The organism is Flavobacterium sp. CAU 1735, assembly GCF_039888695.1.
In the GTDB taxonomy this organism is placed as follows: Bacteria; Bacteroidota; Bacteroidia; order Flavobacteriales; family Flavobacteriaceae; genus Flavobacterium.
On sequence record NZ_JBDQQQ010000001.1, the window covers coordinates 813,748 to 827,168 of the forward strand.

General features: G+C 37.2%; 12 protein-coding genes and 2 tRNA genes. 6 read left to right on the forward strand and 8 right to left on the reverse strand.

Annotated elements, in window-relative coordinates; all coding sequences use genetic code 11:
• Window positions 1-76 precede the first annotated feature (76 nt).
• Window positions 77-415, forward strand: a complete 339-nt coding sequence (locus tag AAFN64_RS03790; RefSeq protein WP_347759329.1) for a hypothetical protein — start codon at window positions 77-79, stop codon at window positions 413-415.
• Here AAFN64_RS03790 and AAFN64_RS03795 read toward each other — a convergent pair.
• The 4 genes from AAFN64_RS03795 to AAFN64_RS03810 form a co-directional block, all read right to left on the reverse strand.
• The gene (locus tag AAFN64_RS03795) at window positions 404-1,369 is read right to left on the reverse strand and encodes an IS1595 family transposase (protein ID WP_347759330.1); all 966 of its coding nucleotides are present in this window, start codon (window positions 1,367-1,369) and stop codon (window positions 404-406) included. The genes AAFN64_RS03790 and AAFN64_RS03795 overlap by 12 nt on opposite strands.
• 145 nt (window positions 1,370-1,514) lie before the next feature.
• Window positions 1,515-1,862: a hypothetical protein gene (locus AAFN64_RS03800; protein WP_347759331.1), complete on the reverse strand. Its 348-nt coding sequence runs from the start codon at window positions 1,860-1,862 to the stop codon at window positions 1,515-1,517.
• A gap of 762 nt (window positions 1,863-2,624) precedes the next feature.
• Window positions 2,625-4,160, reverse strand: coding sequence for an outer membrane protein transport protein (locus AAFN64_RS03805; protein ID WP_300489757.1), 1,536 nt, complete (start codon window positions 4,158-4,160; stop codon window positions 2,625-2,627).
• Between the two features lie 34 nt (window positions 4,161-4,194).
• A complete protein-coding gene (locus tag AAFN64_RS03810) occupies window positions 4,195-5,283 on the reverse strand; it encodes a hypothetical protein (RefSeq protein ID WP_347759332.1) in 1,089 nt (362 codons plus the stop codon).
• A gap of 101 nt (window positions 5,284-5,384) precedes the next feature.
• On the opposite strand from AAFN64_RS03810, the gene proS reads away from it, so the two are divergent.
• The 5 genes from proS to typA all read left to right on the forward strand — a co-directional run bounded on the left by proS (window position 5,385) and on the right by typA (window position 9,375).
• Window positions 5,385-6,863 carry a proline--tRNA ligase gene (gene proS, locus AAFN64_RS03815; protein WP_347759333.1) on the forward strand — a complete coding sequence of 493 codons (1,479 nt, stop codon included), beginning with the start codon at window positions 5,385-5,387 and terminating at the stop codon, window positions 6,861-6,863.
• Window positions 6,864-6,943: 80 nt separating this feature from the next.
• Window positions 6,944-7,015 (forward strand) — tRNA-Glu (locus tag AAFN64_RS03820).
• Between the two features lie 43 nt (window positions 7,016-7,058).
• Window positions 7,059-7,130, forward strand: a tRNA-Glu gene (locus AAFN64_RS03825).
• Between the two features lie 42 nt (window positions 7,131-7,172).
• Complete coding sequence (rpsT, locus tag AAFN64_RS03830) at window positions 7,173-7,427, forward strand: 30S ribosomal protein S20 (RefSeq protein ID WP_300491897.1); 255 nt, start codon at window positions 7,173-7,175, stop codon at window positions 7,425-7,427.
• Window positions 7,428-7,575: 148 nt separating this feature from the next.
• Window positions 7,576-9,375 (forward strand): translational GTPase TypA, encoded by a 1,800-nt coding sequence (typA, locus tag AAFN64_RS03835; RefSeq protein WP_300491899.1) that lies wholly within the window; start codon window positions 7,576-7,578, stop codon window positions 9,373-9,375.
• A gap of 98 nt (window positions 9,376-9,473) precedes the next feature.
• On the opposite strand, the gene AAFN64_RS03840 is transcribed toward typA, so the two are convergent.
• From AAFN64_RS03840 to AAFN64_RS03855, 4 genes are all read right to left on the reverse strand, one after another.
• Window positions 9,474-10,049 carry an alpha-ketoglutarate-dependent dioxygenase AlkB gene (locus AAFN64_RS03840; protein ID WP_347759334.1) on the reverse strand — a complete coding sequence of 192 codons (576 nt, stop codon included), beginning with the start codon at window positions 10,047-10,049 and terminating at the stop codon, window positions 9,474-9,476.
• Complete coding sequence (locus AAFN64_RS03845; protein ID WP_347759335.1) at window positions 10,000-10,500, reverse strand: hypothetical protein; 501 nt, start codon at window positions 10,498-10,500, stop codon at window positions 10,000-10,002. Before AAFN64_RS03845 ends, AAFN64_RS03840 begins: the two co-directional genes overlap by 50 nt.
• Before the next feature lie 62 nt (window positions 10,501-10,562).
• Window positions 10,563-12,455 carry a DUF349 domain-containing protein gene (locus tag AAFN64_RS03850; RefSeq protein WP_347759336.1) on the reverse strand — a complete coding sequence of 631 codons (1,893 nt, stop codon included), beginning with the start codon at window positions 12,453-12,455 and terminating at the stop codon, window positions 10,563-10,565.
• Window positions 12,456-12,642: 187 nt separating this feature from the next.
• Window positions 12,643-13,401 carry a shikimate dehydrogenase gene (locus tag AAFN64_RS03855; protein ID WP_300490157.1) on the reverse strand — a complete coding sequence of 253 codons (759 nt, stop codon included), beginning with the start codon at window positions 13,399-13,401 and terminating at the stop codon, window positions 12,643-12,645.
• Window positions 13,402-13,421 lie beyond the last annotated feature (20 nt).

Sequence of the window (13,421 nt, forward strand, 5' to 3'; positions counted from 1 at the left end):
ACATATAATGTTTATGATTAAGTTGTTTGTATACAAGTTTTTAAGTAAGTTTATAAAATCGTATAAACAAAAATATATGCTTGAAGTAATAGGTAAGATTATAAATATAATCAAAATAAATTTATCTAATAATGGATATACTGTTGAACATAGTCTTGCATTAAATGATAATGATATAGCTTATGTAATTAAGCTAACCATTCCATTAAACACACAGCACTATATCTTAAGTGTTAAAATTATTAATGATGATGGAAATCCTAATGTTTTATATAGACTATATGTTGATGACAATGTAAACTTAGGATATTTTGATTCACAACATTATGAAAATCTTAATAATGAAAGAAAAAATATAAATACTATTCTTTATTCAATAATTGAGAATAATAAATTTTTATTTTTAGGAACATAGAATTTTATAATTATTTTCAATTTTTCTAAAATTATAATTAGCACTTGATGATTTCATTAAATAGTCCCACATTATATCCTCTGAATTATTTTTATCTTTCAATATTTCAATCATCATAAACCAATTAAGGTAGTTATGTAAATATTTTGTTGATACATTATTGAAATTAAATTTAATCCAATCCTTTAATCTTCTTGTCAAATTATTTACATTTTGAACATGTACATTACCATTATATTTTTCTTTTGCTATAAATGTTTCATGTTGGATATCTAAATCACGAAAGAAGTTTTTAATAATCCTTGAATTATCAGAGTAAATAATATTTGATTTATTGAACCTGTCCAAATTCAATTTCTTTTCCAATGCAGATGTTGTAATTCTGCCTAATTTAATCACTTTTAAATCAATTGATTTATATCTATCAGCAGTTACCATTACAGAAACTTGTTGATTGCTTATACCTCTTAATTTTCTATCATATTTGACAACTCCACGTTTACCCTTCTCATTAAAACGAAAGTAAGTATCATCTGTTTCAACAACACCTTTAAACTGTTTTGTATATAAATCATTAAATGCTGATAGCACTTTGTGTCTCCAATCTAATGCTGTTTGTTTTGAAATTTTCAATTCAACACAAATCTCACGAATTGTCTTAGATTCAAGCATCAAACGAATAAATCCATCCCATAATTCTTTTTTATGAACTCTATGTAAGCTTGTTCCTGTAAATTCATTGAATGTTTTACCACATTCAACACATTTAAAACGGGTGCCACCACCAGCATAATTTGCATGTTTATATAATTTATTAGACTGACAATAAGGGCAATTGTTTACATGTCTATGTTCCAGGATTGGACGTGATGAAGATAATACAGATTGTAGTTGATTTAATAAATCACGTTGCTGTTTATAACTCAAAGATCTGAATTGATTAATTATATTCATTTTGGCGGGTAATTGATGTTAAACATGGCTAACATACGGAATATCATGATGTTAAACAAAAAAAAATACTTAAAATTCCATGAAAAATATGAATTCTAAGTATTTTAAAGCTTATAGTAAAAAGTGATAAGTATAATTTCAATAATTACTCATCTTCATCAATTGTTTCTTCTCTATTTGTATCAAGTTCAGGATTATCGTATCGAGGATTATTTGTAATATTGATTGTTACATTAAGACGTTCAAGAACGTTATCAACTGTAAGGTCGATATTAGGATACACTCTAACTAAAACTTCATTTTCAGCAGTGCTTTCCTCGTTATCCCTACATATCAATGTTACACTTATTTTTCTAGTTCCATAAAGAGAAACTCCAATTATTGTATATTTTCTGCCAAGATTACAACGTTGAGCAATTGCTTCGTAATCTATTCCAGCAATGTCAGCAGATGCATGACCAATTCTATCATTGTATTGAGTTGATGGTTTCATTTTTTTATTTTTTTTAATTGAAAAATAAATATAAATAAAAAACAATAAGAAATACCAGTAAAATATTCTGACTATTTGTTAAAATATCACTTTATAATCTTTGTGTTCTATTTCTTTTAGAAAAACCAATGGTAATTTACATTTAATTACACACTATTTTAGGACATCACTAAAAATTTAAAAGGAGAATATCTGGTTTCGGGTTTTACATCGTCTACTGACGGAGATGTTACAGGTAATCATGGTAAGGAAGATTTTTGGTTAATAAAATTAAAAAGCGAAGTTAATTTAACAAACAATGAATCGTCTGGTGGCGGTGGAGTACCTAATGCAATTTATGCTCGACCTGATTTTTATGGAGGCAATACGGCAACATGTGTTGTTACACCGAATAATAAGGATACAAGGGAGAATTATGGTTTGGATTACTTTCGAAATGGAAATGATAAAATAGAAAAGATGGATGATTTGGAATCGTTACAATTTAGTATGTACCCTAATCCATTTCAGGATGTATTATATAGTAAAGATGCTTGTCGGATAGAAAATCTGAGTATAAGGAATCTTTTAGGTGAAGTGATAAAAGAGGTAAACGGGATTAATAAAAAAGAATATATATTGGATACTGATGATGTGCCTAAGGGAATTTACATTCTTATGGTAACTACGGGTAATAAAAGGCATATCCAAAAAATAATAAAAAATTTAAAAAAAAGAGCGACTTCCGTGAGAAGCCGCTCTTTTTTCTTGTGTCATATTTTTTTAGAAACCAACCGTATAGGTAAGTGTAAAGGAATCTATTTTACTATTAATTCTTGCAGAATCGGTCATGCTGGATAATAATGGAACGTCCATTTCTCTTTGTGAATGACCATAGGCAAAATCCAATCGGGCAGAGCCAAAGTTATAACCAATACCGGCAGAATATCCTTTTAAGTCACCTACGATTTTTTCGTCTTTATACGGACTTTCTTCAAAACGGTATCCGCCGCGAAGGCTTACCTGTTTGATTTTGTATTCGGCACCCACGCGGAATTCCTGTGCGGTGGTTAGTGTATTTTTATAAACATCGTTTAAAGAGCTATTATACGAATTGTTTGGTTTGAATTTGATATTGCTGTAATCTTTAACGCCATAATCAAAGCTGATCAAGCCGGATTTTCCGAAGATATACGCCAAACTTCCTGTGAATTTACCCGGTGTTTGAAGCGTATAAGTTGGATATACGTTTACGATATTCGGATTAAGCGAAGCCGATCGCGTAGCACCCGGACTTGTTGGTGAATTGGCCGGAGCAACATAAGTAGTGTATAAACTTTGTGACAATTCGTCTGTTAAACGATACCATGTTGGCGATTCGTAAGCCGCACCTAAACGTAATTCATCGGTAATTTTAGCGATAGCACCAATGTTAAACGAGAAACCACTTCCGTAGGTGTGTGTATCGTTGTTAAATTGAATCTGACGAATCGTAGCGTAATTCGGATCGGTGTTTACCGGGCCGTTATTGGATTCGTAAACCGTTGAATTTTTGGTATAATCGGTAAAATGGGCATTCAGATTAAGTCCGATGTAAAGGCGGTCTTTATAGGAACTAGCAAAGTTAAAAGCCAGTTTTCCGTTATAGCCGTTTGTGTTAACATAATTCTGATGCGCATAACTTCCGGTTTGCGGAACATTGGAAACATAGTTCGGGTTGTCCGGATTAAACGGATACGTGCTGGTGTCGATAAGATAGGTCTGGTAAGCTAAATAAGCCTGTTGATCCTGAAAGCTCAGTTCGTCATATCGGTAATTGTTATCGATTACACCAACCGGTAAGCCATTAGCCTGATTTAAGAAAAACTGATCGATTGAACGGGTGCCGGTTCCTCTGTAATTAAAACTATTGTCAAAGTTATTGGCATTGTCATAGGCAATCCCGAAAGTGAATTTGGTCCATCCGCTACTAAGATCCTGATTGTGGAAAACAAAGATACCACCGGCCTGATTCAGGTCGAATGAAGTATCACGGTCATTTGTAGTTGTCCCGAAATAACGGGAATTACTTTTGGTACTTAACAAATTTAAAGTAGCCGCAGCAGTATTGTAGTTAAAGATAGCACCACCGGCCGGGTTAACATGTATGGCCGACATATCGCCACCAACGGCTCCAAAGGCACCGCTCATACCGCGGAATCGGGCAGTTCCGTTTAAATTGTCCATAGCATACCGCAGTCCGTCAGATGGAGCCAGCTCCTGTGCGGAGGCTATTACTGCGGATAGGGCAGTAATAGCTGTAAATATATATTTTTTCATGAGGATGTACTTTTTTAAAACTTACAGGATTTGATTAACGTCTTCCGCCACCGCCGGATCTTCCACCTCCGCCACCGCCGCCGAAGCTTCCGCCACCACGGGAACCACCAAAATTACCTCCGGAATTATTATAGCTTCGCGTAGGAGCAGAATAGTTACTGTTGCTACGGGTTCCGCTATTGTTGGAGTTGTTGTAATTGTAATTACGGGTTCCGGAGTTGTTGTTATTGTTGTTGTAATTATAATTACGGGTTCCGGAACTGTTAGTGTTGTTGTAATCCCGTGTAGCGCCATTGTTATAATTTCGCGTTCCGTTATTATAGTTACGGGTTCCGTTGTTGTAATTGTTGTAATCTCTTGTTCCGGTACCATAAGTTCGGTTGAAGTCAACATCTCTGCGGCTGTTGTAATTACGGGTTCCGGTGTTATTGTATCCGTATACGGAGTTGTTGTATCGTCCGTTATAGTAGGCCGATCCGCCTCTTGGTCCGCCATTATAAACACGGTTGTTGTAGTAACCATTGTACCATCCTGGGCCATACCAGTTGTTCCAACCCCATCCCGGTCCGTACCAGTTATTCCAGCCCCATCCGTAGTTTGGTCCATACCAGGAATTCCATCCCCATCCCAGACCAATGCTCCATCCGGAACCGTAGTAACCGCCATTCCATCCCCATCCATAATAAGGAGTGTACCAGGAATTCCAATAACCTCTGTTCCAGTACCATGGGTCGTTGTTGTATACGTTAACGGTAATATTACTTGAATTGTCACCCCATCCGGCATATCCGGTAGTACCGGCATACTGATCGCGGTTGGTGGTTACATTTGAAATAGAATCCTGCTGATCTTGAGAAGAGTAATTGTCCACATCTGTAAAAACACCGTTATTAGCATCTTTCTGAAGGTCGCTGAAGTAGTCTTTGTAATTATTGGCTTGCGCCATGTTCTGTTCGCTGTATCTGTTGTTGTAATCGCTTCGCGGTCTTTCAGAACCGTAAACACCGTCATGATCGTAGTAAGACGCGTTTTGGTAAGAACCACAGGAGGATACCACAAGTCCGAAGAATCCAATTACGGAGTAAATGGATAGTTTTCTGCTGGATAGGTAATAAGTTTTCATATCTCTGGGTATTTTTATTGTTGGACAACACAAAAATAGTTAGTTTTGTCAAACTATTTAGTTAAAATAAGTAAAACAATATTTGTGCCAAACTAATCAAAATGAGTAAGAACTTAACAAAACGATCAGAGGATTATTCGAAATGGTATAACGAACTGGTTGTCAAAGCAGACCTGGCTGAGAATTCAGGAGTTAGAGGTTGTATGGTTATTAAACCATACGGTTATGCTATTTGGGAAAAAATGCAAGCCGAATTGGATAGAATGTTTAAAGAAACAGGACATCAGAACGCATATTTTCCGTTGTTTGTTCCCAAAAGCATGTTTGAAGCCGAAGAGAAAAATGCAGAAGGGTTTGCGAAAGAATGTGCGATTGTAACTCATTATAGACTGACAAATGATCCTGAAAATAAAGGGAAATTAATAGTAGATCCGAATGCGAAGCTGGAAGAGGAATTGATTGTTCGTCCAACCAGTGAAGCAATTATCTGGAGTACGTATAAAGGATGGGTGCAATCCTATCGCGATTTACCGTTGTTAATTAACCAATGGGCGAATGTAGTGCGTTGGGAAATGAGAACGCGTTTGTTTTTAAGAACGGCCGAATTTTTATGGCAGGAAGGACATACGGCACATGCTACCAAACAGGAAGCATTGTCGGAATCGGTACAGATGATGAATGTATATGCCGATTTCGCGGAAAACTTTATGGCTATTCCGGTAGTAAAAGGAATTAAAACGGAAACCGAGCGTTTTGCAGGAGCGGATGAAACCTATTGTATTGAAGCATTAATGCAGGATGGAAAAGCGTTACAGGCAGGTACGTCACACTTTTTAGGGCAAAACTTTGCGAAAGCGTTTGATGTGAAATTTTCGAATGCCGAAGGAAAACTGGAACATGTATGGGGAACGTCATGGGGAGTATCTACCCGTTTGATGGGAGCCTTGGTCATGACACATTCCGATGACAATGGTTTGGTATTACCGCCAAACTTAGCGCCAATCCAGGTAGTTATTGTTCCAATTCATAGAAACGACGAGCAACTGGAAGCGATTTCGGCTCAGGTAAACGAATTGGTAAAACAATTGCGTAAACTGAAAATTTCCGTAAAATACGACGACCGTACGACGCATAAACCGGGATGGAAGTTTAATGAATATGAATTAAAAGGAGTGCCGGTGCGAATTGCTATTGGTCCGAACGATTTGGAGAATGGAACCTATGAAATTGCCAGACGTGACACGTTGACAAAAGAAGTGGTTGCCAAAGACGGTGTTGTGATGTATATTCAGGACTTATTAGAGACGATTCAGGAAGAAATGTTTGCACGTTCGTTAGAGTTCCGAAACGCGCATATAACCGAGGTAAATACGTTTGAGGAGTTTAAAGACGTGCTTGAAAATAAAACCGGATTTGTTTCGGCGCATTGGGATGGAACGGCAGAAACCGAAGAAAAGATTAAAGACCTTACCAAAGCTACGATTCGTTGTATTCCATTGGATAGAAAAGAGGAAGAAGGCAAGTGTGTGCTAACTGGTTCTTTATCAAAAGGAAGAGTGCTTTTTGCGAAAGCGTACTAAAAAAAAATCGAAAAAAAATAGAGTTGTTCTTGCGAGATTGAAAAAATGTTGTACTTTTGCATCCGCAATAAAGCAATAAAGGTCCGTTCGTCTAGGGGTTAGGACGCCAGGTTTTCATCCTGGTAACAGGGGTTCGATTCCCCTACGGACTACAAAAAAGTATTACGCGGTTAATACGAAATTTATTGGAATAATGGTCCGTTCGTCTAGGGGTTAGGACGCCAGGTTTTCATCCTGGTAACAGGGGTTCGATTCCCCTACGGACTACGAAAAAAAGAAATGTAAAAAGACTTAATCAATTTTAAGAAAATGGCAAATCATAAGTCGGCTTTAAAAAGAATCAGAAGCAACGAAAAAAAGAGAGTATTAAACAGATACCAACATAAAACTACACGTAACGCTATCAAGGCTCTACGTTTAGCAACTGATAAAGCAGAAGCGTCAGCTAAATTGTCTGCTGTTATCGCTATGATCGATAAGTTAGCGAAGAAAAATGTTATCCACGATAACAAAGCTTCTAACTTAAAATCAAAACTAACGAAGCACGTAGCTAAATTAGCATAAGCTAATTGAAACACGATATAAAAAACCAAGCTCTCTTTGACGAGAGCTTTTTTTGTTGTTATTATTTTGTTATTTTTTGCTAACTACTTAAAAATTAGCGTGTTTATATAAAAAATAAATTGTAATTTCGCACCCTCAAAAATTATTTATGACTTCTATCAGAAACATTGCGATTATCGCTCACGTTGACCACGGTAAGACTACTTTGGTTGACAAAATCATGTATCACTGTCAGCTATTCCGTGAAAACGAGAATACTGGAGACTTAATTCTTGACAACAACGATTTGGAACGTGAAAGAGGGATCACAATTACCTCTAAAAACGTATCGGTAACCTACAAAGGGACAAAGATTAACATTATCGATACTCCGGGCCACGCCGATTTTGGTGGAGAAGTAGAACGTGTATTAAACATGGCTGATGGTGTGTTGTTGTTGGTGGATGCCTTCGAAGGACCAATGCCACAAACACGTTTCGTATTACAGAAAGCGATCGACTTAGGATTAAAACCATGTGTGGTAGTAAACAAAGTGGATAAGGAAAACTGTACTCCGGAAGAAGTTCATGAAAAAGTATTTGATTTAATGTTTGAATTAGGAGCAGAAGAATGGCAGTTGGATTTCCCAACCGTTTATGGTTCTGCTAAAAATAACTGGATGTCGACTGACTGGAAAAATCAGACGGAAAACATCGAGCCTTTATTGGATATGGTGTTGGAACACATTCCGGCTCCAAAAGTATCAGAAGGAACGCCACAGATGTTGATCACTTCTTTGGATTTCTCCAACTTTACAGGACGTATCGCTATCGGACGTTTACAAAGAGGAGAATTAAAAGAAGGTATGAATATCTCTTTGGTAAAACGTGATGGTAAGATTATCAAATCTAAAATCAAAGAATTACACGTTTTTGAAGGAATCGGAAGACGTAAAATTGAGCAGGTTGTTGCCGGAGATATTTGTGCGATCGTAGGATTGGAAGGATTTGAAATTGGGGATACTGTTGCCGATTTTGAAAATCCGGAAGCATTGGCAACCATCGCAATCGATGAGCCAACAATGAGTATGTTGTTTACGATCAACGATTCACCATTCTTTGGAAAAGAAGGAAAATTTGTGACTTCCCGTCACATTAAAGATAGATTAACGAAAGAGCTAGAGAAAAACTTAGCTTTACGTGTGAATGAAACCAATAGTGCCGATAAATTTTTGGTTTTCGGACGTGGTGTACTTCACTTGTCAGTATTAATCGAAACCATGCGTCGTGAAGGATACGAATTGCAAATCGGACAGCCACAGGTAATCATCAAAGAAATTGATGGTGTTAAATGTGAGCCGGTTGAGGAATTAACGATCGACTTACCAGAAAACCTTTCCGGTAGAGCGGTAGAATTCGTTACTTTACGTAAAGGTGAAATGTTGAGTATGGAGCCAAAAGGTGACCGTATGATCATTAAATTCTATATTCCGTCACGAGGAATTATCGGATTGCGTAACCAATTGCTAACGGCTACGGCTGGTGAAGCGATTATGGCACACCGATTCTTAGAATACCAACCGTTTAAAGGTGAAATCGCAGGACGTATCAACGGATCGTTAATTTCGATGGAAAACGGTAAAGCAATTCCATATTCAATCGATAAATTACAGGATCGTGGTAAGTTCTTCGTAGATCCGAATGAGGATATCTATGAAGGTCAGGTGATCGGTGAGAACTCACGTGGTGATGATATGGTTGTGAACGTAACCAAAACGAAAAAATTAACCAACGTACGTTCTTCCGGAGCAGATGATAAAGCCAGAATTATTCCGGCAATCAAATTCTCTTTAGAGGAAGCGTTAGAATACATCCAAAAAGACGAGTATGTAGAGGTAACACCAAAATCATTACGTCTTCGTAAGATCTATTTGAATGAAAATGACAGAAAACGATTTAAAATCGACTAATCATAAAAATAAAAAACCGCTTTTAAAGCGGTTTTTTTTATAGCTATAAAATGACCGGATTTCCGGTCTTTTTTGTAGTGTGTTATTTTTGCCGTTGTTTACTTATCGATGATCTTTCGGAAGGTAATGGAAACTCTTCTCTGACGCAGGATAATTTCGTCATTTATTCCGCGATCTTTTTTTACGGCTTTAATACCGTGTTTCCATTCGTATCGACTCTCTCCGGATAATAATAATAATAATATACTTCTTGGTTCCAATAAAAGCGGCACTTTAGTATCGTCTTTGGTAAATTCCATCACACAAGCCGAATGTAGGCTTACCGATAGTATGATGTCGTCAAACGATGCGGTGGAATCGATGTGTGACGCAATTCCCTGGCCGGGTTCGTATTCATTAATGATCACTTGATTAAAAGAATAATCCAAATCGAAATACTTCTGAATCTTTTTCTTTAGATTTTCGAGCCAGTCGGGTAATTTTTCAAATAGAGAATTGTCAATGACTTTGCTTTTGTAATTATACCGGTAGCCATAGTGTTGTACGCGTCTTTTAAGACTGGTATCCCATGGACTGGAATCAATATGATCAAGTAAAAGATTCTCTTCGGAAACGGTTAGAAAATCATTTTTCAGGAGTAAGCCATTGATGTTTGTTTTGTTCAAATTCGCCACTTGAAATACTTTTTAAGAAATGTAAAAAATCGTTGTATACGGGTTTAAATCCCGAATCTAAATTGTTTGATACCCAAATTCTGTTCGCGTTTGCGTCTTCATTTGAATTGTATGCAAAAAAAAGCATTTCATCTCCGCTATCGGCATAATCGGCTAAAACATAGATGCCGTTCGAATCAAGAAGCGGATAGTCGGTAATGGCCATTCCTTCCCAATAGCCAAAGCCAAATATACTGATACTTCCGCCATCGTTAAAAGTTAGTATTGCGTCTCCAAATTGGCTTAAAAAGTAAAAATAGCCTTCATCAGTAATGAAGGTTGCCTGGTTTTGCAATTCTTTAGTGTCTTCAAGGTATTTGTTTTTTTTAAGTTTTGGATTGGCAGTTTCCAAATAGATGGTGGTGGTTAATGAAGCAACGACTTCGCTAATGGTATCTTGTATGTTGATCATGCTTTATTTTTTATGCGATACTATAAAAAAAGACCGGAATTTCCGGTCTTTTTTGTGTTATGTTATTCCTGTTGTTTTAAACTACGGATTTGTTTTAGTTTTTCTTTCCAGGTTTTTAATTCTTCTTTATGACGATCAATGTTTTTGTTGATCTCTTTGATAAACGGATTGTCCGGCTTAGCATTAGAAATAAACTGAATGTTGTTTTCCAATTGGAAGATTTCGCCTTGTACTTCATCAATCTTACGCATGATAAAGATTTGCTCGTTTTCCAGTTTTCGGGAATCATCACTGTCGGCAAGTTGCTCCAAACGGTTGTTGAATTTCACCATTTCAGCTTCTTTTTTCGATAAGCTTAACTTGTCAAACAAAGCGTCCAGTATTTTATTGAATTTTCCTTCGATATGACGACGGGCGTGTGGTACGCGTCCAAAACCTTTCCAGTTCTCGATATGCTGTTTAATGGCATCAAGGTCGGCTTTGTGTTCGCCGGTCAACTGGAAGTCTTTTAATTGCTCCAGGTAGTCCTTTTTCTTTTCAAAGGCATCAATTTCTTCCGAATTGGCTTCGTTGCGTTTGGCGTGTAATCGATCGAAATAATGATTACAGGCGTCTTTAAAGTCTTTCCAGATGCTATCGGAATATTTACGCGGCACATGTCCGATCTTCTTCCAGTCTTCCTGGATTTGCTTCATGATCGGTGTTGTGGCATTAAAATCTTCGTTATCTTTTAAAGAATTGGCTTTTTCAACCAAAGCCAGTTTTTTATTCAGGTTGTCCTGTTGGTCTTTTTTAATGTCTTTGTAGAACGAGTTCTTCTGAGCGTTAAAATTACGAACAGCGTTCTTAAAAGCAGTCCAGGTGTCTTCGTTTACTTCTTGTGGCACTTTTCCGGTTTGGAAAAAAGCCGTTCGTAAAGCTTCTATTTTTTCAATCTGACCTTGCCATGCGCTATGAGCAGTAATGGTTTCGTTGGAAACAGCCTCAATTTGTGCAATGATTTCTTTTTTCTTAGCCAGATTTTCTTCTTCTTTTTCTTTGGCTTTAGCAACAAGTGCTTCGCGTTTGTCGTGTAACTGACGCGTTAGTTCGCTAAATTTATTCCATAATTCCTCACGGTGTTCGCGGGATACAGGGCCGATTTCTTCTTTCCAGATTTTGTGTAACGACTGTAATTCGCGGAACGCTTTGGTGACATCACTTTCGTTGACCAATTCTTCCACACGGGCAATGATTTTTTGTTTTTGCTCCAGATTGTGTTTAAAGTCTAAATCACGCGCTTCGCGATCCAAATGCAGATGATCGTAAAAACGCTCGATATGAAAATGGAAATTATTCCATACGTGGTTGTATTTGTCACGAGGGATAGGGCCGGCATTTTTCCAGCGCTCACGCAATTCATTTACGCTTTTTAACGTATCCTGAATGCTTTCTCCCGGATTGTCGATCAGACTTTTCAGTTCTTCAATAATCGCCTGACGAACATCCAGATTGTGTTTCAGGTTGTTTTGAAGCTGTTTGAAGTGCTGATTTTTTAAGTCTTTATAGTGATTGTAAATAGAGTCGAATTTGTTCTTTAGCGGATAGTGATAGTCAAAACCGGTCACATCACCGTTATTTTCATGGCTGTACTCATCTCTTTTCTCATCGATAAAGTGATGGTATTTGTCCATAAAATCTTTTCTGATTTCCTCTACGTGGTTTCGGATGGATACCGCCTTCTGATTGGCAACCAGTTTTTCAAGTTCGGCAACCAATTCCTCCATAGACATGGCTTCATAGTGAAGCATCGGGATATCATGACCTTCGGAAATGGCATCGTCTTCGCCTTCCTCGGCATTGGAATTCTCGATGGCTTCTATGGCAGATTGTTCTGCTGTTGGAACGGTTTCTTCGCCTTTAATTTGTTCCTGTCCGTCTGCCTCTGGCAGGTTATCATTCTTTTCTTCTAACATTGTTGAAATGCTTAAGTTTAACATTAATTGAGTGGAAAGATACTAAAAGCATACGGAAAAGGCAAAAGAAAAATGGGATAAAGTGCGTATTTTTTGCTATAAACCGATAATTGACGTCAGTTTTTTTTGCACTTTTGGAATTGCTGTAACCAAAAGCGAAAAAATAAAGACGGTGTAAAAGCCGTCTTTATTTTTGTTTTTCTGTCCAGATGTCCCAGGCTTTTTCCGCCTGAAAAACGAGCATTTCGTAACCGTTTTTAATTTTGGCTCCTTGTGATCGCGCTCGTTTTAAAAATTCGGTTTCTTCGGGATTATAAACCAGATCAAACGCAATGTGTTTGTCGGTAAAAAGGGAGTAATCCAGTTCCGGGCAATCCTGTATATTTGGAAATGTACCTAGTGGCGTGGTATTGATAATGATTTGATATTCGTTAAAAAGAGTATCGTTCAGTTCGCTATACGAATATTCACATTCGGTAGCATTCCGGGAAACGAAATCGTATTCAATTTTTAATTTCTGAAGCGCATAGGCTACGGCTTTGCTGGCACCGCCGGTACCGAGAATCAAGGCTTTCTGATGGTGCTTTTTAAGCATCGGTTTCAATGCTTTTTTAAAACCGTAAAAATCGGTGTTATAGCCTTTGGTTTCGCCTTTTTTGGTGATACGAATGGTATTTACGGCGCCAATTACGGCTGCATTTTTAGAAAGTTTACCTAAAAACGGAATGATAGCTTCTTTATACGGAATGGTAACGTTCATTCCTTTTAGGTTTTTAGTTTCGGAAAGGATAGTAGGAAACGCTTCGATAGTATCGATATCAAAATTGACATAACTATGGTTGTTAAGTCCGAGGTTTTCGAATTTTTCGGTAAAATATTTTTTCGAAAATGAATAACTGATGTTTTTTCCGACTAAGCCGAACTTCCTTTTCTTAACTTTTTTCATAATAAAAAACGGTTAATTAA

Coding starts and splice junctions, on each gene's coding strand:
- AAFN64_RS03790 (WP_347759329.1), top strand. CDS start 77: ATGCTTGAAGTAATAGGTAAGATTATAAATATAATCAAAATAAATTTA.
- AAFN64_RS03855 (WP_300490157.1), bottom strand. CDS start 13,401: ATGAAAAAAGTTAAGAAAAGGAAGTTCGGCTTAGTCGGAAAAAACATC.
- AAFN64_RS03800 (WP_347759331.1), bottom strand. CDS start 1,862: ATGAAACCATCAACTCAATACAATGATAGAATTGGTCATGCATCTGCT.
- AAFN64_RS03850 (WP_347759336.1), bottom strand. CDS start 12,455: ATGTTAGAAGAAAAGAATGATAACCTGCCAGAGGCAGACGGACAGGAA.
- AAFN64_RS03845 (WP_347759335.1), bottom strand. CDS start 10,500: ATGATCAACATACAAGATACCATTAGCGAAGTCGTTGCTTCATTAACC.
- typA (WP_300491899.1), top strand. CDS start 7,576: ATGACTTCTATCAGAAACATTGCGATTATCGCTCACGTTGACCACGGT.
- AAFN64_RS03805 (WP_300489757.1), bottom strand. CDS start 4,160: ATGAAAAAATATATATTTACAGCTATTACTGCCCTATCCGCAGTAATA.
- rpsT (WP_300491897.1), top strand. CDS start 7,173: ATGGCAAATCATAAGTCGGCTTTAAAAAGAATCAGAAGCAACGAAAAA.
- AAFN64_RS03795 (WP_347759330.1), bottom strand. CDS start 1,369: ATGAATATAATTAATCAATTCAGATCTTTGAGTTATAAACAGCAACGT.
- proS (WP_347759333.1), top strand. CDS start 5,385: ATGAGTAAGAACTTAACAAAACGATCAGAGGATTATTCGAAATGGTAT.
- AAFN64_RS03810 (WP_347759332.1), bottom strand. CDS start 5,283: ATGAAAACTTATTACCTATCCAGCAGAAAACTATCCATTTACTCCGTA.